The sequence below is a fragment of the Allobosea sp. LjRoot9 genome (genome assembly GCF_964252745.1).
GTDB lineage: Bacteria > Pseudomonadota > Alphaproteobacteria > Rhizobiales > Beijerinckiaceae > Allobosea.
This window is the reverse complement of record NZ_CAXUPC020000005.1, coordinates 132536-150137: the sequence shown is the minus strand read 5'-3', so window position 1 is coordinate 150137 and position 17602 is coordinate 132536. Positions and strand designations below refer to the sequence as shown.

Here is a 17602-nt window from a genome sequence, read left to right as displayed (position 1 = left end):
AGGCTGGATCAGGGCGGGCAAACTAGCGCGAAGCGCCGCGGCCGTCATGATCAAACGCGCTCGGAGAGGTTGCGTTCCCGATCACAGCCTCTCCGCGTCATTCCAGACGAGCTGCGAAGAAGCGCCCGGAATGACGACGGGAGACGGAGCCGGCCTACTTCTTCTCCGGCTTCGCCGGCGGGTTCGGGTCCTTCGAGAAATTGCGGAACACCATGTCGGGCGAGGAGGTGTTGTGGCGCGAATGGGTGGTCCGGCCCATCCAGATATCGGTCGCCTTGCCGCCCGTGAACGGCATCAGCGGCTCCTCGCGCCAGCCCTTGGCGCCGGGCTCGCGCACCGCGATGCGGGCGACATCGTTGTTGAACTCGGTGACATACATCGAGCGCAGCGCCACGAAACCCTTGCCGCCGGTCACCGGCTTGTCGAGCACCGCGTCCAGCACCATGCGGTTCTCATCGACGCTGTCGAGTTTCAAGCTGCCCGACGAGCCGTCCTTGAAGCTCAGCTTGAAGGTGGTGGTCTTGGGATCGAACTCGATCTCCTTGATGTTCACGACCGGGCGTCCATCGGTCTCGATCGGCCCAAACAGGAAGGACGAGCCATAGGCTGAGGACGCAAGCTGCTGCGGCGGCATCGGCCTGGCGCGCCAATAGCCGTCCTGCGGATAGACCACGAGCAATTCATGCGAGCGATCCTTGCCGAGTTTCCAGAGCTGGACGAGATGCAGGCCTTTCTCGACCCTGTCGCCGACCCGGAAGGTGGTATCGGCCGGCCGCCAGAAGGTCGGGAAGGTGTAGCCGACGAGCCAGTAGTCGATGCTCTCGTAGAAGGTGACACGCCGGGGCGGCACAGGGGCTGCGAAGGAGGGGTCGCCCTTCATCTCGCAATCGGTCCAGTCCGCGTCCCAGTTATCCCGCAAGAGACCTGCGTTATAGGCAGGATGTGCTGCCTCGATCTGGAAGCGCCGCACCTCGGGCGAGATCGCCTTGATGGTGACATTGTCCTTCTCGGCGCAGAGCACCGGCTCGGACTCGTTCTTGACCTCGACGGCGACATCGCCGGCAGCAAAAGCCGGACAAGCGGCGCAGGCCAAGGCGAGCGGCAGGATCACGGAACGCAAGCGGGAGAGAAGGGTCATCATCGATATCAACTCGTCAGCATGGCGTAGACATCGCCGGAATTAGCGGAATGAGGCAGGTCGCGCAGGAAGCCGCCAATCGCCTCCGCGCTCGCCGGCTCGGCGAGTTCGAGGCTCTGGCTTTCGCCGAGCGCGACATTGAAGCGATAAGGTCCAAGCGTATCCAGCAGCGCGAGGCAAGCCTCCGCGACGTCGCGCTGGATCGTCGTGAACTCGAAGGAGATCACCGGCACGGCCTTGGTCAGGCCCGCCAGCACATGCGCCTCGAAGCCCTCGACATCGATCTTGATGAGCGCCGGCAGGCCATGGCGCCAGATCAGCTTGTCGAGCGTCGTGCAGGGAACCACGATCTCATGGTCCCAGACCTGCCCCTCCCAGCCACCAGCGCCTTGCGCCGCGCCGACGAAAGCCGGCGAAGCAGTCGAGACCGTTGGGTTGGCGCTGTTGATCTGCAGCGTCACCGCCCCTTCATTGTCGCCGCAGGCAGCCTCGATCAGCGTCACCAGCGGGTCGCGACCATGGATCAGGCGGATCGCACGCGCCGGCCCCGGCTGCGGCTCCAGCGCCACGACGCGCGCGCCCAGCCGACGAAACGAGGAGATCCGGTCCCCGACATGCGCGCCGATATCGAAGGCGAGATCGCCGGGTCTGAGGAAGCGCGCATAAAGCGCGTCCATCGCGGCATTGCGCGCAGGATCGCCGTGATAGACCCGCAAGGAGCGCGAAACCGCTTTGGCCATGCCCTTGGGAGAAGCAGCGGCGTTCATCGCTGCGCCTCATTCGCGATCGCCGGGAGATTCGCGATCGCTAGGAGCTCGACCGGTGGGTCGAAATCCTCGGGAATCCCGCAAAGCCCGCTTTGCGCGAACCACCTCCCCAGTGCCGGCAAAGCCGTCAGCATGGCGAAGGGGATCGCCAGCACATAGCCCGCGGTCAGCGGCAGCGACCAGAGCAGCACGGTCGGCGAGAGCAGCATCAGCGCGCCGAAGATGGAGAGGCCAAACAGCAGATGCGGCCACAAGCCGGCGAAGGCCGTGGCGAAGGACAAGGCATGCGCATCGCGCGACTGGCCGTTCCAGCCGATCCTGGCGCGCCCGAAGGCGAGGCCGACCATGAACAGCGTCGTCCGGAAGGTCGAGACCGCGCCTTGCAGGAAGGCGAAGACGATCTCGATCAGCGCCGAGGCGATGAAGCGCCCCGTGCCGCCATAGCGCCGGGTGCCGCCCTCGGTCAGCAGGATGTCGATGAAGCCGGCGAGCTTCGGCGAAAGGTACATCGCCAGGAACAGCAGATAGAGGGAGGCGGCCAAGCCCGAGGGATAGCCCGCGATGCCGGCATCCTCGATGACCTTCACCGGCACGAGCGCGATCATCAGCGTCCAGGCCGGTAGCCCCAGGAACATCAGGATCGCCCAGACCAGTTGGAAGCGGCTCATCGGCTTCAAGCCGGGCAGGTCGAGCAATTTGAGATATTGCAGATTGCCGAGGCACCAGCGCAGGTCGCGCTTGGCGAATTCGAGCATGGTCGGCGGGTTTTCCTCCCAGCTCCCCATCTCCTGCGGCAAGACGCGGACCTCGTAGCCGGCGCGACGCATCAGCGTCGCCTCGACCTGATCATGGCTCATCACCGCCCCGCTGAGCGGCCCTTCGCCGGGCAGGATCGGCAGATGGCACTCATCGCGGAAAGGAGCGATCCGCACCATGGCGTTGTGGCCCCAGAACGGACCGCAATCACCGATCCACCAGGCCGAGCCCATGGTGTAGGGCCGCATGCCCTGGCGCATGCCAAACTGGAAGATGCGGGCAAAGGCCGACCTGCTCGGCATGCCCACGACCAGGCTCTGCAGGATGCCGAGCTTGGGATGCGCCTGCATCATCCGCGCCAGCTTCACGATCGCATCGCCCGACATGACGCTGTCGGCGTCGAGCGGCAGCATGACCTCATAGCGATCGCCCCAGCGCTCGCAGAAATCCCTGACATTGCCGGCCTTGAAGCCAGCGTTGTCGGTGCGGCGGCGATAGGTGAGGCGCGAGGCTGCGCCGATCTCGCTCACCCATTGCGCCGCGAGCCGGTCTTCCGCCGCCGCGACAACGGCATCACTCGTATCCGACAGCACGAAATAGTCGAACCAGGCGCCTTCGCCCGTCGCCTCGACGCTGTCCTTGACCACGCGCAGCCGGCGGAAGGCGCGTTCGGGATCCTCGTTACGCAGTGTCATCAGGATGGCGGTGCGGATCGCGATTGGCGTCGCGACCTCGCCATCGGCGGCGAAGGGCGCGACCTGGTCGAGCCCGTCATCGGCGCCGTGCAGCAGCCAGAGGCCGATCACCGCATTCCAGAAACCGAGCACCGTCCAGGGCGCACCGAACAGGAAGGCAATGAGGATGACCACATCCGTCACCGTCCAGCCCCCAGTCCCGAGTACACGCCCGAGCCCCAGCAGCAATGCGCCAAGCGTGACGAGGTTCAGCGCCAGCACGAGCCAGCGCCGGGCGCTCAGCGTCGCTTTCGCCTGCACGCCCGCCGGCGTCAGGCCCCGCAGGCTCTCGGCCTCTTGCGCCGCCGACTGGAACGTGGTCGGAGCGGGACGCTGGTTCATGGCGGTCTCTGTCATGATATCAGTCGAAAGGCCTGCAGTCGGTAAAGGCTAGGCTTGGTCGGGAACAGGGATCGGCTCGATATGGCGAAGGAGCTAAAGCCGGCAACCGTAGCGAGCGCAAGCGCGAAGGCGACCGCTCTCTGGTATATTTCGCCGCGTGAATGCGCCCTGAACGCTGGCGCTTTTCCCGAGGCCGGCCCGCAGGATTGTCGGATCCGCACGCTCTGGAGCGGCATCAGTCGCGGCACGGAGCGTCTTGTCCTCGAGGGCCGTGTGCCGGCCTGCGAATATGAGCGCATGCGTGCCCCCTTCCAGGATGGGGAATTCCCCTTTCCGGTGAAGTACGGCTACTGCGCGGTGGGCCAGGTGGATGCAGGCCCGCCCGGCATGCTCGGCAAGACCGTCTTCTGCCTGCATCCGCATCAGGACCATTTCACCGCGGCCAGCGACCGATTGACGATCGTGCCCGAGAATGTATCGGCGCGCCGGGCCGTACTCACCGCCAATATGGAAACCGCGCTCAACGCGCATTGGGATGCGGGCTCCGGCCCGGGCGACAGGGTCGTCGTGGTCGGCGGCGGCGTGCTCGGACTGCTGGTCGCGTGGCTCGCGGCCCGGCTACCGGGCGCGCAGGTGACGCTGGTCGATATCGATGCCGGCCGCGCCGCGCTTGCCGCCACGCTCGGCTTCCGCTTTGCTCTGCCAGCGGATGCACCCATCGATGCCGATCTCGTCTTTCATGCCAGCGGCTCGGGCGCGGGGCTGGCGACGGCGATCAATGCCGCCGGCTTCGAGGCCCGCATCGTCGAATTGAGCTGGTATGGCGAGGGCGCCGTCCCCGTTTCGCTGGGCGGTGCATTTCATTCCAAACGCCTGCAATTGATCTCGTCGCAGGTCGGGCAGGTCGCGCCTTCGCACCGTCCGCGCTGGAGTTATGCGCGCCGCAGCCAGGCTGCGATGGCGCTTCTCAGCGACGATCGCTTGGATGCGCTGATCACGCAGGAGATCGCCTTCGCGGATGCCCCGGTGCTGCTTCCAGGCGTCCTCGCTGCCGATTGGCCGGGGCTGACTGCCGTGCTGCGCTATTGACCTGACGCTACGGCTTTGGCCAAGACAGGCTCGGGCCAAGACAGGCTCGGGCCAAGACAGGCCCGTCAGCCGCCCGCCTGCAGGAGCCGTATCCATGTTTTCCGTCGAAGTCCGCGACCGCATCATGATCGGCCATTCGCTGCCCGATCCGTTCTTCGGCCCGGCCCGTAACATGCACGGCGCGACCTTCATCGTGGATGTCGCCTTCTTCCGGGAGAGGCTGACGCGGCACAATGTCGTCGTCGATATCGGAGCCGCGCTCGAGGTGCTGAACAGGACGCTGAAGCCGCTGAACTACCAGAACCTCGACGCGCTGCCGGAATTCGCGGGCGTGCTGACCACGACAGAATTCCTCTGCAAGCACATCTTCGACGCGATGGCGCAAGCCGCCGCATCCGGCGCGCTCGGCGAGGACGGAGCCGGCCTTTCCCGCATCAAGGTGACGCTGCACGAGACCGACCTGGCGCGAGCGAGCTATGAGGGCGTGCTCGCGTGAGCGGCATCGTCCTCGCCGTCCCCGGCGACATCGACCTGCCGACCGGCGGCTATGGCTATGATCGCCGGCTGCTCGCCGAATGGCGCGAGATGGGCATCGCCGCGCGCCACCTCGCACTCCCCTCCTCCTTCCCGAACGCGACGCCTGACGATCTCGCCGAGACCGGGCGGTTGATCCTGTCGCAGCCCTTCGATGCCGCCCTGCTGATCGACGGCCTGGCCTATGGCGCCTTCCCCGAAAGCATCGCAGCGGGCCTCGCCGGCCGCGTCGTCGCACTCGTCCATCACCCGCTCGGGCTGGAGACCGGCTTGAGTCCAGAGCGGGCGCGCGCGCTGCTGGCGCGCGAAGCGGCCGCCTTGCGTCACGCCAGCGCCGTCATAGCAACCAGCCCGACAACGAAACGCATCCTGGTCGCGGATTTCGGCCTCGCCGAGGACAGGATCACTGTGGCGCTGCCCGGCGTCGATCCAGCATCCCGCGCGCGCGGCAGCACCAACGGCAGCCCGCTTGCCCTGCTCGCCGTCGGCTCGCTCGTCCCGCGCAAAGGCTACGACGTGCTCGTCTCCGCCCTCGCCAGCCTCAAGGACCGGAACTGGCGGCTGACGATTATCGGCGCGTCGGACCGCGCCCCCGATACCGCCCGCGCACTCCAAGCCCAGATCAAGACGGCAGGGCTCGAGGACCGCATCGTGCTGACCGGAGCAGCGAGCGAAAATATCCTGGCCGAGGCCTATGATAAAGCTGACCTTTTCGTCATGCCTTCCCTGTTCGAGGGCTACGGCATGGTACTGACCGAGGCGCTGGCGCGCGCTCTGCCGATCCTGTGCACGACAGGCGGGGCAGCTGCCGAGACCGCGCCGGATGCTGCCGCGCTCAAGGTTCCGCCCGGCGATATCGCTGCCTTCACCGAGGTGCTAGGCAAGCTCATCGACGATCGCGCGCTTCGCGAAGGCATGGCGAATGCGGCCTGGGCCGCGGCCGGTGATTTGCCGCGCTGGCGCGACACTGCGACGATCGTCGCGCAAACCTGCCGGAAGGTGATGTGATGGGTGGTTTCTCCCCCGAATGGCTGGCGCTGCGCGAGCCCGCCGACCATGCGGCACGCAATCCGGAGCTGCTCGCGGCCGTCGGCGCGTATTTTACGCCCAAGACCTCGATTTCGATCGTAGATCTCGGCTGCGGCGCCGGCTCCAATCTGCGCGGCGCCTTCTCCGCCTTGCCCGGGCGTCAACACTGGACGCTGGTGGATTTCGACCAGCGCCTGCTCGACGCCGCACGTGAGACGCTCGGACTCTGGGCCGACGAGGCTCGCGAACAGGGCGAGGAACTTGTCCTCGCCAAGGACGGCAAGTCGATCACGGTCGATTTCCGCCAGGCCGACCTGATGAAGGACCTGGAATGGGTTCTCGGCTGGCAGCCCGATCTCGTCACCGCCGCCGCCCTGTTCGACTTGACCTCGAAACGCTGGATAGAGCGCTTCGTCGCGGCGCTCGCGAGCCAGCGCCTGCCGCTCTACACCGTGCTGACCTATGACGGGCGCGAGAAATGGCAGCCGCCTCATGAGGCCGACGCCAGGATGCTCGCCGCCTTCGCGCATCACCAGCACTCCGACAAGGGTTTTGGCCCGGCGGCCGGCCCCGACGCCACGGAGATCATGGCGGAAGCCTTCCGCAAATCGGGCTTCGCGGTCTCGACCGGCGACAGCGCCTGGACCATCGATGCGGAGCAGCGCGACCTGGCCAAGGCCCTGACGCAAGGCATTGCCGATGCCGTTCTGGAGACCGGCCATGTCGAGGCCGACGCGGTCACGGACTGGCTCGGCGCCCGCACGACGGAGGCGTCCTCCGGCCTGATCGGGCACAATGATCTCTGGGCGCGGCCGGTCTGAAACCTGCTACGGCTTCTTCCGAAAACCGGTTTCCACTTTTCGGGCCGATGCTCTACCGCAGCCCAGGCAGCATCCGGCGCAGGACGCCGTCCTTGCGGATCAGATGGTGGTAGAGCGCGGCCGCGATATGCGCACCGACGAGCAACGCCGTCAGAATGGCGAGCTTGCCATGGACGCGCAGCACATTCTCCGCCAGCGCCTGGTTGGGCGCCGCCAGCCGCGGCAGGTCGAACAGGCCGAAGAGCGTCAGCGACGGATAGAGCGAGACGCCGACCCAGCCGAGCAGCGGAACGATCAACAGCAGCCCATAGAGCAGCCAGTGCACCAGATGCGAAACCGCCTTCTCCCACCAGAGCAGACTGGGCTCGTCAGGCGGAGCGCCGCGCAGCAGCCGGTAGGCAAGCCGCCCGGCGACGAGCCAGATCAGCAGGAAGCCGATCAGCTTGTGCGTGCTGAACAGGGCGTCGGTCAGCCCGTCCCAGATATCCAGCGTATTGCCGCGATAGGTCATGGCGAAACCGAGCGGCAGCATGACGAGCACGGCCGCAGCCGTAGCCCAATGGAAATGGCGCGCGGCTGCACTATATGTGGGCGGTGGCGCAGCCATGGTCGCGAATGGGTCGTGATCTTGCGTCATGCAACTCTCCAGGCCGGGTCGATGCCTTCGCATTCATCTCATGTTCAACGTCGCAACCCTATACGCAACGTCATGGGAATTGGACGGCTGCGGGGTCGGGCGAGGAGACAATTCCGGCGGCGGGAACCCCATCGCGGCCGGCACGTTTGGCGATACGGCCATGCGGTCGCATCCATATCGACCTTTCGACCGTAGAAGCTACACTCCACTGCCGACCACCGGCGCAATCTGACGGATACAATCCCGATGCCCAAGTCGCGTACGCTCTTCGGACGCCCGCATGAGACGAGCCTCGTGGCCGTCGACCGCGCGATCTCGGAATTCCGCGCCGGCCGCCCCGTGCTGCTGCGCGCCGGCGAGCGCCTGGCCTTGGCCCTCTCCGCCGAACTTGCCGACGCCGTGCTGGTCCAGCGCCTCGACGAGCTTGCCAAGGGCCATGCCCATCTCGTCCTGAGCGCCGCGCGGCTACGCCGCCTGGGCGCGAAGGGCCGCAGTGAAACCGGCGTGCTCGCGATGCCCCGGATCGATCTGAGCCGCATCGAGACGCTCGCCCTCAAGACCGACGGCAAGGTCGATGCGCCCGTCGCTCCCGCGTCCGAGGTCGACAATGTCGCGCTCGAGCTCGCCCGCCTGGCGCTTGTGCTGCCGGCCGTCATCCTCGTGCCGGTCAGCCCCGAGGCCGTATCGGGCGAGCCGTTGATCGAGGTTTCGATCGAGGCCGTGAACGCCTATCGCGCGGCGCAGGCCGCCTCGCTGACCATCGTCGGCCGCGCGCCCGTGCCGCTGGAAGGCGCGCCCGAAACCGAATTCGTCGTGTTCCGCGGTGGCGAAGGCCTGCGCGACCAAGTCGCGATCATCGTCGGCAAGCCCGACCTCGCTGAGGCGGTCCCTGTGCGGCTGCATTCGGCCTGCCTGACCGGCGACTTGTTCGGCTCGCTGAAATGCGATTGCGGCGACCAGCTCCGTGAAACCGTCCAGTGGATGGCGCAGAACGATGGCGGCATCCTGCTCTATCTCGACCAGGAGGGCCGTGGGAACGGCATCTCCAACAAGATGCGCGCCTACAAGCTGCAGAGCCAGGGCTGGGACACCTATGACGCCGACGAGGTCCTCGGCTTCGACCTCGACCAGCGCCATTACGATTTCGCGGCGACGATGCTGAAGCAGCTCGGCGTGACCCGGGTCACCGCCCTGACCAACAACCCGCTCAAGGTCGGCGCCATCAAGGCGGCGGGGCTTGAGGTCGCAGCGACCCAGCGCGTGCTCGGCCGCCCCAATATCCACAATGTCCGCTATCTCGCCTCCAAGCGCGATCGTGCCGGCCACATCATCGACATGGACGCGCTGATGGCGCGGGCCGCGCCGAAGGATTGATCGCGGGCGCAACTCCGGGCAGAGTCGACCGATGTCGGAGCCCGCGCTCGACCACGCCTCGCCTCCCCGCGCACGCTGGCCGCTCGCCAGCGTGTTTTGCATCGTGGCGCTGGCCTGGTTCGCCTTGTCCTGGCCATGGCTCTCCGGTGCAGTCACGATTCCCTGGGACGCCAAGGCGCATTTCCATCCGCAGCTCCAGTTCCTGGCAAGCGCCTGGCACAAGGGGCTCTCGCCGTTCTGGACGCCTTATGTCTTTTCCGGTTCGCCGCAGGTCGCCGATCCGCAATCGCTGATCTTCTCGCCCTCCTTCGCCCTGATCGCGGCGCTGAACCCGACGCCTGATTTTCGCTGGAGCGACGGCGCCGTACTCGGCACGCTGCTGGCCGGCGCCTTCGCCATCATCCTGCTGTTCCGGGACCGCGACTGGCATCCGGCGGGTGCGGTCGTCGCCGCGCTCGCCTTTGCCTTCGGCGCCTCGGCGGCCTGGCGCATCCAGCATGTCGGGCAGGTGCTGAGCCTCGGCTATTTCGCGATCACGCTGCTGCTGGTCGCGCGCGCACTGGAACGCGGCTCGGCCTTTTACGGCTTCGCGGCGGGCGTCATGGCCGGCTTCATGGTGCTGGGGCGCGACCAGGTCGCGCTGATCGGCGTTTATGTGCTGGTCGGGCTCGTCGTCGCGGCGATCGCCATGGCCCGCCATCCCTGGCGGGCGCTGCGCGCGAGCCTGTGGCCACTCATGGCCGGCGTCCTCGGCGCAGCCCTGGTCGCGACCGTGCCGATCCTGCTCACCGCCTTCTTCGCCCAGGAATCCAACCGACCCGAGATCGATCTGGTCGGAGCGGGCAAGGGCTCGCTGCATCCAGCCGCGCTGCTCACCGCCCTCTTCGCCAATCTCTACGGCGCGGCCGGCCCACTGGAAAACTTCTGGGGGGCGCCGAGCCCGGCCTTCGAGGCGCGCTTCGGGCCGCTCGATCTCTATCTCGCGCGCAATATGAGCCAGCTCTATCTCGGCCTCCTGCCGATGCTGCTGATCCTCACCGTGGGGATCGTGCGCGGGGCGCTGCTGCGGCGCGAAATCATCGCGCTGAGCGCAGCCGCCGCGATCGTGCTGATCTATGCGCTCGGCCGCTACACGCCGGGCTTCCGCCTGCTGTTCGAACTGCCGGGTATCGATTTCTACCGGCGTCCGGCCGATGCTCTGTTCATTCTCGGCGCGCTTCTCGCGCTGCTCGGCGGCTACCTCACCCATCTTGTCATGACCGACACTGCGCCGCGTGCCCGGCCCTGGCACTATGCCATCGAGGCCGCGATCTTCCTTGGCGCGCTTGGCCTTGCATTCTGGCTTGCCTGGACGGTCGGCCGGCTGCCCGTTGCGGCCATGCCGCTGCTGATCGCGCTGCTCTGCGCCGTGCTCAGCCTGGGCGCGTTGGTTGCAGCGCGCGGCTTGAGCCTGCGTGGCTCGGGGCTGGCGGCGGCGATCGTGTTGGCCGCGACGCTGACCGTCGATCTCTCCGTCAATAACGGCCCCAGCGAATCGACCGCCCTGCCCTCGCAGAGCTATGAGGTGCTGCGCGCCGACAGCAAGAACGAGACGATCGCCCTGCTCAAGCGCGAGACCGCCCGCACCGCCGCGCCCGACCGGCGCGACCGCATCGAACTCGCCGGCATCGGCTTCCACTGGCCCAATGCCAGTCTCGTCCACGAACTCGACAACACGCTGGGCTACAACCCGCTCAGGCTTGGCCTCTACAGCAAGGCGACCGGGGCCGAGGACCACGTCGCCCTGCCCGAGCAGCGCCAATTCTCCCCGCTGATGCCGGGCTATCGCTCGCTGCTCGCCGACATGCTGGGCCTGCGCTTCATCGCGACCGGCGTGCCCGCCGAACAGATCGACAAGCGCCTGAAGCCCGGCGACCTCACCCAGATCGCCCGCACCAAGGACGCCTATGTCTATGAGAACCCGCGCGCGCTGCCGCGCGTGCTGCTCGTCACCCAGGCGCAGAAGGTCGATTTCGACGCGATCCTGACGAGCGGGCAATGGCCGCAGGGCTTCGATCCGAAGACGACCGTGCTGCTCGACCGCACCCCGCCGCCGGTCCCGACCGGTCCGGCACAACCCGGCTCGGTCATCATCACCGACTACGGCACCACCGAGGTATCGCTGAGGGTCGATGCGCCGCGCGGCGGCTTCGTCGTGCTCAACGATGTCTGGCACCATTGGTGGCAGGTCGAGATCGACGGCAAACCGGCCGAATTGCTGCGCGCCAATGTCCTGTTCCGCGCCGTCGCCGTGCCGCCCGGCCGTTCGACCCTGCGCTTCGTGTTCAGGCCGTTCGAAGGCCTGTTCGAGGATATAGGCAAGCGGCTGCGCGCGGAGCGGACAAAGCTACAGGGGTGAAGAGAGGCGCCGTGCCCCTGCCCGAAGCGCCGTCCTTCCGGGATCTGCTGCACCGGGCTTATCAGGCAGAACCGCTCGCCTCACTAAGAAGATTGCGCTTCGCGTTCAGGCCTGCTCGAAGACGCGCTGGCAGTCTCGTCACGGGGACGAGTTGATACACCATCTCCTGCCAGCTTCGGCCGCACTTCCGTGGCAAGAGGCCCGCTCCGGAAAGAACGGCTGCGAGAGAATAATGACTTCGGCATCCCCGTCGCAAGGCGGCAGAAAGGCGACGCGACGCGAATGGCTTGGCCTGATCGCGATCGCCCTGCCCTGCATGATCTACTCGATGGATCTGACGGTGCTGAACCTCGCAGTGCCGACACTGACACGCGAGCTGAAGCCGAGCGCGAGCCAGCTCCTCTGGATCATCGACATTTACGGCTTCATGGTCGCGGGCTTCCTGATGACCATGGGCACGCTCGGAGACCGAATCGGCCGCCGCCGCTTACTGATGCTCGGCGCCGCGTTCTTCGGCCTGGCATCGACCGTCGCCGCCTTCTCGAACAGCGTCGAAATGCTGATCACGATGCGCGCCGTGCTCGGCATCGCCGGCGCGACGCTCGCTCCCTCCACGCTCTCGCTCATCGCCGAGATGTTCGAAGACGAGAAGGAACGGACCTTCGCGATATCGATGTGGATCGCGAGCTTTTCCGCCGGGGCCATCATCGGCCCGGTCGTCGGCGGTTTGCTGATCGAGTATCTCTGGTGGGGCTCGGTGTTCCTCATCGCCGTGCCGCCGATGCTCTTGCTGCTTGTCATCGGCCCCATCTTGCTGCCGGAATACCGGGCGCCGAATGCCGGACGCATCGATATCCTCAGCGCGCTGCTCTCGCTGGCCGCGGTACTTGGGCTGATCTACGGCATCAAGCACTGGGCCGAGTCCGGCTTCGGGCCGCTGGCCGCGGCGACGATCCTGGCGGGGCTCAGCCTCGCCTTGGTCTTCCTGCGGCGGCAGGCCAGGCTGGCCGACCCGATGGTCGACCTCGCCATGTTCCGCATCCCCGCCTTCAGGGCTGCGCTGGCGATCAACCTCGCCAGCATCCTGTTCATGTTCGGCAGCTTCATCTTCCTGGCGCAGTATTTCCAGCTCGTCGCCGGCCTGACGCCGCTGCAGGCCGGCCTCTGGTCGCTGCCCTCAGCCATCGCCTTCACGCTCGCCTCCTTCGTGACGCCTGCGCTCGCCGCCCGCTGCAAGCCTGCCACGTTGATGGCGAGCGGCCTGGCGGTCTCCGCGCTTGGCTTCATCTGGCTCGTCTTCGCCCCGGACCTCGTCCAAATCGTCGCGGCGTCGGTGGTCTTCTCGGTCGGCTTCACGCCGGTGATCACCCTGACGACCGGAATCGTCGTCGGATCCGCGCCCCCGGAACGGACGGGCGCAGCCTCCGCCATGTCCGAGACCAGCGCGGAGCTCGGCGGCGCGCTCGGTATCGCCGTGCTCGGCAGCCTTGGCGCCGCGCTCTATCGCAGCCGCATGACGGATATCATGGTGCCCGGCTTCAGCGCAGACGCACTCGCCCCGGCGCGGGCGACGCTGGGCGGAGCGCTCGCGCTTGCGGCCAAACTCACCCCCGACCAAGCGGGGCCGATTCTGGCGCAGGCGAGCGCGGCCTTCATGGCCGGCTTCCATGCATCGGCCATCCTGTCGGTCGCTGGCATGCTGTTCTGCATCGCCGTCACGCTGACGGTGCTGCGCGACGCCCGTCCGGGAGAGCCGCACTAGATCACGTCGCATTCGGACGGCATCGTCCGAATGCGAAAACCTGATCGATTCTAAAAGTTGAGAGCCGGGCCGAGGCTCAGCCCAGCGCACCCATCGCCGCCCTTGGCTGGACAGGCAGTCCGGCCAGCACCTTGGCAAGCCCGGCCGGATTGACCACGCCACCGCTCATCGTCTCCTGGCGATGGATGCCTCCGGCGATGAACAGGCTGTCGAAGCCCATCATTCGCGCGCCGGCAAGGTCGGTGCGTACCGCATCACCGATGACGAGCACCTTGGCGGGGTCGACCGCACGGCCGCCGCGCGCTGCACGGGCGGCCTCCAGCGCGAGGTCATAGGCCGGCCGGTGCGGCTTGCCGGCCCAGGCGACCTGGCCGCCGAGCTCCTCATAGATCGTCGCCAGCGCGCCGGCGCAGGGCAGGAGATCCTCGCCGACATGGACGACGAGATCGGGATTGCCGCAGATGAAGGGCACGCCGCGCGCGGCAAAGCGCGCGAGCTGCGGACGGTACTGCTCCGGCGTCTCGGTACGGTAATCATTGAGCTCGGTGGCGACGACGAGATCGGCCTCGTCCTCTCCGACCAGGATGATGTCGGCGCCTTCGAAAATCGAACGATCGTCATGCCAGCCGATATGGAAGACCTTATGGTGATGGCTCCCAGCGATCAGCGCCTTCGTCACGTCGCCCGAGGTGACCAGCCGGTCCCAGGCCTGGCGCGGCACGCGCTTCTTGTCGAGCACACCGGCGACCTGTTGCGAGGGGCCCGGCGCGTTCGAGAGCAACACCACCGCCCCGCCCGCCTCGCGGAAGCGGATCAAGGCGTCGCAGGCCGGTTGCAGCGCCCAGACGCCGTCATGAACCACGCCCCAGACATCGCTGATCAGCACATCGTAGCGGGCAAGCAGCGCGCCCGCCTCGGTCAGGACTGGAACGCCCATCACCGCGCAGCCTTCGCCTCGAGCGCCATCCGCGCCTCGACATCGGCGCGGCGGGGCAGCGGCGCGACCGCACCATAGCCCTGCGTCGAGAGCGCGGCGGCGACATTGGCGTAAGCCCCGGCCGCGAAGGCGTCGCCGGTGCGGATATATTCCGACAGGAACGCGCCGTCATAGCAGTCGCCGGCTCCGGTCGCATCGATGGCCTCGACCTTGATCGGCACCAAACGCTCGCGCCGGACAGGCGTCGCCACCAGCGAGCCCTCATGGCCGAGCGTCAGAGCCACCACCCGTGCGCCGAGGCCGAGATAGAAATCGACGATGGCGTCGGGAGAATTCAGGCCGGTGAGCTGGGTCGCGTCGTCCAGCCCCGGCAGCACGATGTCGGACATCGCACAGGCGGCGTGGATGATCGCGCGCGCCCGCGTCAGCGGCCACAGCTTGAGGCGCAGATTGGTGTCGTAGGCGGTCAGCACGCCGGCCTCGCGCGCGGTCGCAAAGGCCTCGAACACCGCATCGCAGGCGCTCGCCGAAATTGCCTGGCTGATGCCGGAAGCCTGGACGATGCGCGCGGAGCGGATCAGGTCGCGCGGCAGATCGCGCGGCCCATAGAGGCTCGCGGCGGAGCCCGCCCGCAGATAGGAGAAAACATGGCCGCTCGGCCCATGATCGACAAAATAGAGCCCCGTCGGCGCGCTTGGATGCGTCGAAACATGGCGATCATCGACGCTCTCGCGCTGCCACAGCCCACGCAGGGAGCGGCCGGCGCTGTCATCGCCCAGCGCGCCCGCATAGGCGACCGAGGCGCCCTGGCGAGCCGCAGCCACGGCGCAGTTGGAGGTGTCACCGCCATGGCCGAACTGGAAGGAGCCGGCATCGCCGCGCGTCGCGTTGAACTCGCCCAGCGGTTCGCCGATGCAAAGCAGATCGATCTTGGGTTCGGTCACGGCAGAAACCATCTCGGACAGGGTCTCGCAGGGATGCGCGGGCGCGCTTTCCTAGAGCAGGATGCGAAAAAGTGGAAACCGGTTTTTTCGCGTTGATCCTGCTCTCACTCTTAGATGAGAGACGGATTCAGATTTCAGATGGGGTCACTTGGTGATCCCATCTGAAATCATCCGGCTCTCGAGCATCCGACGAAAAAGTGGAAAACGGTTTTCGAAGCCGGACCTTACGAAGCCGGACCTTACCAAGCCATGCCGGGTCCGTCGCCGGATCTATTCGGCGGCTTCCTGCTTCGGTCGCCTGGCCTTCAAGCGCCCAGTGACCTTCATGATGTCGCGCCGGAGCGCGGTCTTACCGCCAGCGGGCACAGCGACGGATGAAACCGGCACGGCCGGTTTTGCATCCTCGCGCTTCGGAACGCCTCGTTCGGTCCGCGCCTGCATCAGCGCGCCCTGCAAGGTCTGGATCTCGGCATGCAGCGTCTCCAAGCGCTGCTCACGCTCGCGCAAATGCCCGCGCATGGCCTCGTTTTCCTGCCTGAGCTTATGGTCGGCTCCGAGCCTCGTGGCCTTCGCCTCTTCGGCGCCCTGCTCGGCCGCCACGCGCGCCTGCATCTGCAAAGCGAGCGCCTCGGTCTCCTGCTTCAGCAAACCCTGGATGCGGCGGGTCTCAACTGTGGCCGCAGCGCTCGCAGCATCCGCCGCCGCCAGCCCGGCTTCAGCTTGAGCCGCGCGCGCGGACAGAGTGTCGGCGCGCAGCCTTTCACTGTCGCGATCAATCGTCATCGCAGAGAGCGCGATCTTGGCCACAACGAGCCCCTGCTCGGCTGCCGCAAGACGGCCCGACAGGTCGACGGACTGGCCTTCCAGCACCAGCATCTGCGTCCGATGCTTGAGCTGCGAGGCTTGCAGCGCATCGCTCTCAGCCCGCAGCGCGGCGAGTTCCGCGTCGCGCTCGCCCAGCAGCGCCTGAACTCGGCCCAAGGTCGCGCGCTCCTGGTCGAGTTCCGCGCCGCGCGCAGATAGATCGGCGCTCGTGCCGGTCAGCGCCATGCGCGCCTCAGTGAGGCTGCGCTCGAGGGCGGCGAGGTCCGCGATGCGCTTGTCCAGCAGCTTGCCCGTCTCCGCATGGCTCGCGGTCTCGACGGCGAGCCGGCCTTGCGTCTCCGCGAGCTTGCCGCGCGTCGCGGTCAGGCCCGCGTCGAGATCGGCGATCCGCGCCTCACCGGCGCGCAGATCGCGTTCGAGCTGGCCGATCGTCATGTCGCGCCGGCCGATATCCTGCATTGCCGCCGCCTTGGCGGCAAAGCCACGCTCGGCCTGCTGCTCCAGCCCCCGCGCGCGCAAGGCGAGTTCCGCCCGCAAATGGTCGCGGTCGGCGGCAATCTCGGCAAGCGACAGGGGGAACGCCGCCTCGGCCCGCTTGCGCGCCAGCCTGTCGGCGCGGCGCGCCAAGGCCGGGACCGCCGCCAACGCCAGGAGCGTCGCCGACAGAAAGCCGAGCATCACAAGCATGACGGCTTCGATCAAGACTTGCCGCTCCGCATCTGGACATGATCAGACACGTGAAACTGCCACGCCGGCCGCATCATGACCAGCGCTTCGGCAGAACCCTCTCAGCAGACCCCGTCAGAAGGGGTTCCAGGTCGCCTGAGGCGTGAACTTCAGGTAGCCGAGATTGACGCCCAGGCGCCAACCGATGCCCGTACGGATCGGCACCAGGGTCACGTTCTCGGCCGCCATCGCGGTAAAGCCGAAGCCGCCGATAAAATAGGCCGAGCCGTCGACGCCGACGAAACGCTGGTAGAGCGCCTCGACCGCCGGCAGGTTATAGACCAGCATCATCGTGCGGGCGCCCTCACCGCCAAAATCGAAGCCGACGGACGGCCCTTGCCAGAACACCTTGCGATCGCCGGCATTGCGGGTGAACAGCGTACCTTCGCCATAGCGCAACCCGCCGACGAAGGCGCCGGAGGCCTCCTGGCCCAGCACATAGCCATTGGGCTCGCCCCAGCGCCGCACAGCCTCTTCGATCGTCAAGGCAAGGCCGCGCGAGACGTTTCCGAAGAATTGATGACCGGAGCCGACGAGCTCGTTTTGCGAGAACGACCGGCTCTGGCTGTAGTTCTGCTGGGCGAGGGCGGGAGCGGACGGCATCGCCAAGCCGGCGCTCGCAAGCGCGAGCCCTCCGGCGACGAAGCTGCGGCGTGTCTTTATCATCGAGATCATCTCCGGGCTGGGCGCCAGTTCGTGAATTCAAACCGACCGGAAGACCGTGGAGCCCGCAGTGCAGTCGACTGCAGATCCGTGCCGATCCCCCTGTCGGAGGGGAGCTCTGGACCG

Annotated in this window: 15 protein-coding genes; 7 read left to right on the top strand and 8 right to left on the bottom strand. The window is 67.1% G+C overall.

The window, feature by feature from the left end; all coding sequences use genetic code 11:
• Positions 1 to 154 precede the first annotated feature (154 nt).
• Genes ACSQ3P_RS20440 through mdoH form a run of 3 tightly spaced genes read right to left on the bottom strand, consistent with a single transcriptional unit; the run spans position 155 to position 3737 of the window.
• Positions 155 to 1138 (bottom strand): hypothetical protein, encoded by a 984-nt coding sequence (locus ACSQ3P_RS20440; protein WP_436167324.1) that lies wholly within the window; start codon positions 1136 to 1138, stop codon positions 155 to 157.
• 8 nt (positions 1139 to 1146) lie between these two features.
• Positions 1147 to 1905 carry an FkbM family methyltransferase gene (locus ACSQ3P_RS20435; protein ID WP_436167323.1) on the bottom strand — a complete coding sequence of 253 codons (759 nt, stop codon included), beginning with the start codon at positions 1903 to 1905 and terminating at the stop codon, positions 1147 to 1149.
• Positions 1902 to 3737: a glucans biosynthesis glucosyltransferase MdoH gene (mdoH, locus tag ACSQ3P_RS20430; protein ID WP_436167322.1), complete on the bottom strand. Its 1836-nt coding sequence runs from the start codon at positions 3735 to 3737 to the stop codon at positions 1902 to 1904. Before mdoH ends, ACSQ3P_RS20435 begins: the two co-directional genes overlap by 4 nt.
• Before the next feature lie 81 nt (positions 3738 to 3818).
• Here mdoH and ACSQ3P_RS20425 point away from each other — a divergent pair, with 81 nt between their 5' ends.
• From ACSQ3P_RS20425 to ACSQ3P_RS20410, 4 genes are all read left to right on the top strand, one after another.
• A complete protein-coding gene (locus ACSQ3P_RS20425) occupies positions 3819 to 4826 on the top strand; it encodes a zinc-dependent alcohol dehydrogenase (protein ID WP_436167321.1) in 1008 nt (335 codons plus the stop codon).
• 94 nt (positions 4827 to 4920) lie between these two features.
• Entirely contained in the window at positions 4921 to 5322 is a 402-nt protein-coding gene (locus tag ACSQ3P_RS20420) for a 6-pyruvoyl trahydropterin synthase family protein (RefSeq protein ID WP_436167320.1), read from the top strand.
• Positions 5319 to 6368, top strand: a complete 1050-nt coding sequence (locus ACSQ3P_RS20415; RefSeq protein ID WP_436167319.1) for a glycosyltransferase family 4 protein — start codon at positions 5319 to 5321, stop codon at positions 6366 to 6368. Before ACSQ3P_RS20420 ends, ACSQ3P_RS20415 begins: the two co-directional genes overlap by 4 nt.
• Positions 6368 to 7210, top strand: coding sequence for an SAM-dependent methyltransferase (locus ACSQ3P_RS20410; protein WP_436167318.1), 843 nt, complete (start codon positions 6368 to 6370; stop codon positions 7208 to 7210). The genes ACSQ3P_RS20415 and ACSQ3P_RS20410 overlap by 1 nt, the downstream gene beginning before the upstream one ends.
• A 52-nt stretch (positions 7211 to 7262) precedes the next feature.
• Here the strand turns inward: ACSQ3P_RS20410 and ACSQ3P_RS20405 are convergent, their stop codons facing one another.
• The gene (locus tag ACSQ3P_RS20405) at positions 7263 to 7847 is read right to left on the bottom strand and encodes a cytochrome b (RefSeq protein WP_436167317.1); all 585 of its coding nucleotides are present in this window, start codon (positions 7845 to 7847) and stop codon (positions 7263 to 7265) included.
• A gap of 246 nt (positions 7848 to 8093) precedes the next feature.
• On the opposite strand from ACSQ3P_RS20405, the gene ribA reads away from it, so the two are divergent.
• From ribA to ACSQ3P_RS20390, 3 genes are all read left to right on the top strand, one after another.
• Positions 8094 to 9221 carry a GTP cyclohydrolase II RibA gene (ribA, locus tag ACSQ3P_RS20400; protein ID WP_436167316.1) on the top strand — a complete coding sequence of 376 codons (1128 nt, stop codon included), beginning with the start codon at positions 8094 to 8096 and terminating at the stop codon, positions 9219 to 9221.
• Positions 9222 to 9252: 31 nt separating this feature from the next.
• A complete protein-coding gene (locus ACSQ3P_RS20395; RefSeq protein ID WP_436167315.1) occupies positions 9253 to 11619 on the top strand; it encodes a hypothetical protein in 2367 nt (788 codons plus the stop codon).
• Between the two features lie 232 nt (positions 11620 to 11851).
• Positions 11852 to 13381: an MFS transporter gene (locus ACSQ3P_RS20390; protein WP_436167314.1), complete on the top strand. Its 1530-nt coding sequence runs from the start codon at positions 11852 to 11854 to the stop codon at positions 13379 to 13381.
• 76 nt (positions 13382 to 13457) lie between these two features.
• Here the strand turns inward: ACSQ3P_RS20390 and ACSQ3P_RS20385 are convergent, their stop codons facing one another.
• The 4 genes from ACSQ3P_RS20385 to ACSQ3P_RS20370 all read right to left on the bottom strand — a co-directional run bounded on the left by ACSQ3P_RS20385 (position 13458) and on the right by ACSQ3P_RS20370 (position 17479).
• The gene (locus tag ACSQ3P_RS20385) at positions 13458 to 14318 is read right to left on the bottom strand and encodes a TIGR01459 family HAD-type hydrolase (RefSeq protein ID WP_436167313.1); all 861 of its coding nucleotides are present in this window, start codon (positions 14316 to 14318) and stop codon (positions 13458 to 13460) included.
• Positions 14318 to 15262, bottom strand: coding sequence for a sugar kinase (locus ACSQ3P_RS20380; protein WP_310147971.1), 945 nt, complete (start codon positions 15260 to 15262; stop codon positions 14318 to 14320). The genes ACSQ3P_RS20385 and ACSQ3P_RS20380 overlap by 1 nt, the downstream gene beginning before the upstream one ends.
• Before the next feature lie 270 nt (positions 15263 to 15532).
• Positions 15533 to 16789 (bottom strand): hypothetical protein, encoded by a 1257-nt coding sequence (locus ACSQ3P_RS20375; protein WP_436167312.1) that lies wholly within the window; start codon positions 16787 to 16789, stop codon positions 15533 to 15535.
• A gap of 99 nt (positions 16790 to 16888) precedes the next feature.
• Complete coding sequence (locus ACSQ3P_RS20370; protein WP_436167311.1) at positions 16889 to 17479, bottom strand: DUF1134 domain-containing protein; 591 nt, start codon at positions 17477 to 17479, stop codon at positions 16889 to 16891.
• Between the last annotated feature and the right edge of the window lie 123 nt (positions 17480 to 17602).

Coding starts and splice junctions, on each gene's coding strand:
- ACSQ3P_RS20440 (WP_436167324.1), bottom strand. CDS start 1,138: ATGACCCTTCTCTCCCGCTTGCGTTCCGTGATCCTGCCGCTCGCCTTG.
- ACSQ3P_RS20435 (WP_436167323.1), bottom strand. CDS start 1,905: ATGAACGCCGCTGCTTCTCCCAAGGGCATGGCCAAAGCGGTTTCGCGC.
- mdoH (WP_436167322.1), bottom strand. CDS start 3,737: ATGAACCAGCGTCCCGCTCCGACCACGTTCCAGTCGGCGGCGCAAGAG.
- ACSQ3P_RS20425 (WP_436167321.1), top strand. CDS start 3,819: ATGGCGAAGGAGCTAAAGCCGGCAACCGTAGCGAGCGCAAGCGCGAAG.
- ACSQ3P_RS20420 (WP_436167320.1), top strand. CDS start 4,921: ATGTTTTCCGTCGAAGTCCGCGACCGCATCATGATCGGCCATTCGCTG.
- ACSQ3P_RS20410 (WP_436167318.1), top strand. CDS start 6,368: ATGGGTGGTTTCTCCCCCGAATGGCTGGCGCTGCGCGAGCCCGCCGAC.
- ACSQ3P_RS20405 (WP_436167317.1), bottom strand. CDS start 7,847: ATGACGCAAGATCACGACCCATTCGCGACCATGGCTGCGCCACCGCCC.
- ribA (WP_436167316.1), top strand. CDS start 8,094: ATGCCCAAGTCGCGTACGCTCTTCGGACGCCCGCATGAGACGAGCCTC.
- ACSQ3P_RS20395 (WP_436167315.1), top strand. CDS start 9,253: ATGTCGGAGCCCGCGCTCGACCACGCCTCGCCTCCCCGCGCACGCTGG.
- ACSQ3P_RS20390 (WP_436167314.1), top strand. CDS start 11,852: ATGACTTCGGCATCCCCGTCGCAAGGCGGCAGAAAGGCGACGCGACGC.
- ACSQ3P_RS20385 (WP_436167313.1), bottom strand. CDS start 14,318: ATGGGCGTTCCAGTCCTGACCGAGGCGGGCGCGCTGCTTGCCCGCTAC.
- ACSQ3P_RS20370 (WP_436167311.1), bottom strand. CDS start 17,479: ATGATAAAGACACGCCGCAGCTTCGTCGCCGGAGGGCTCGCGCTTGCG.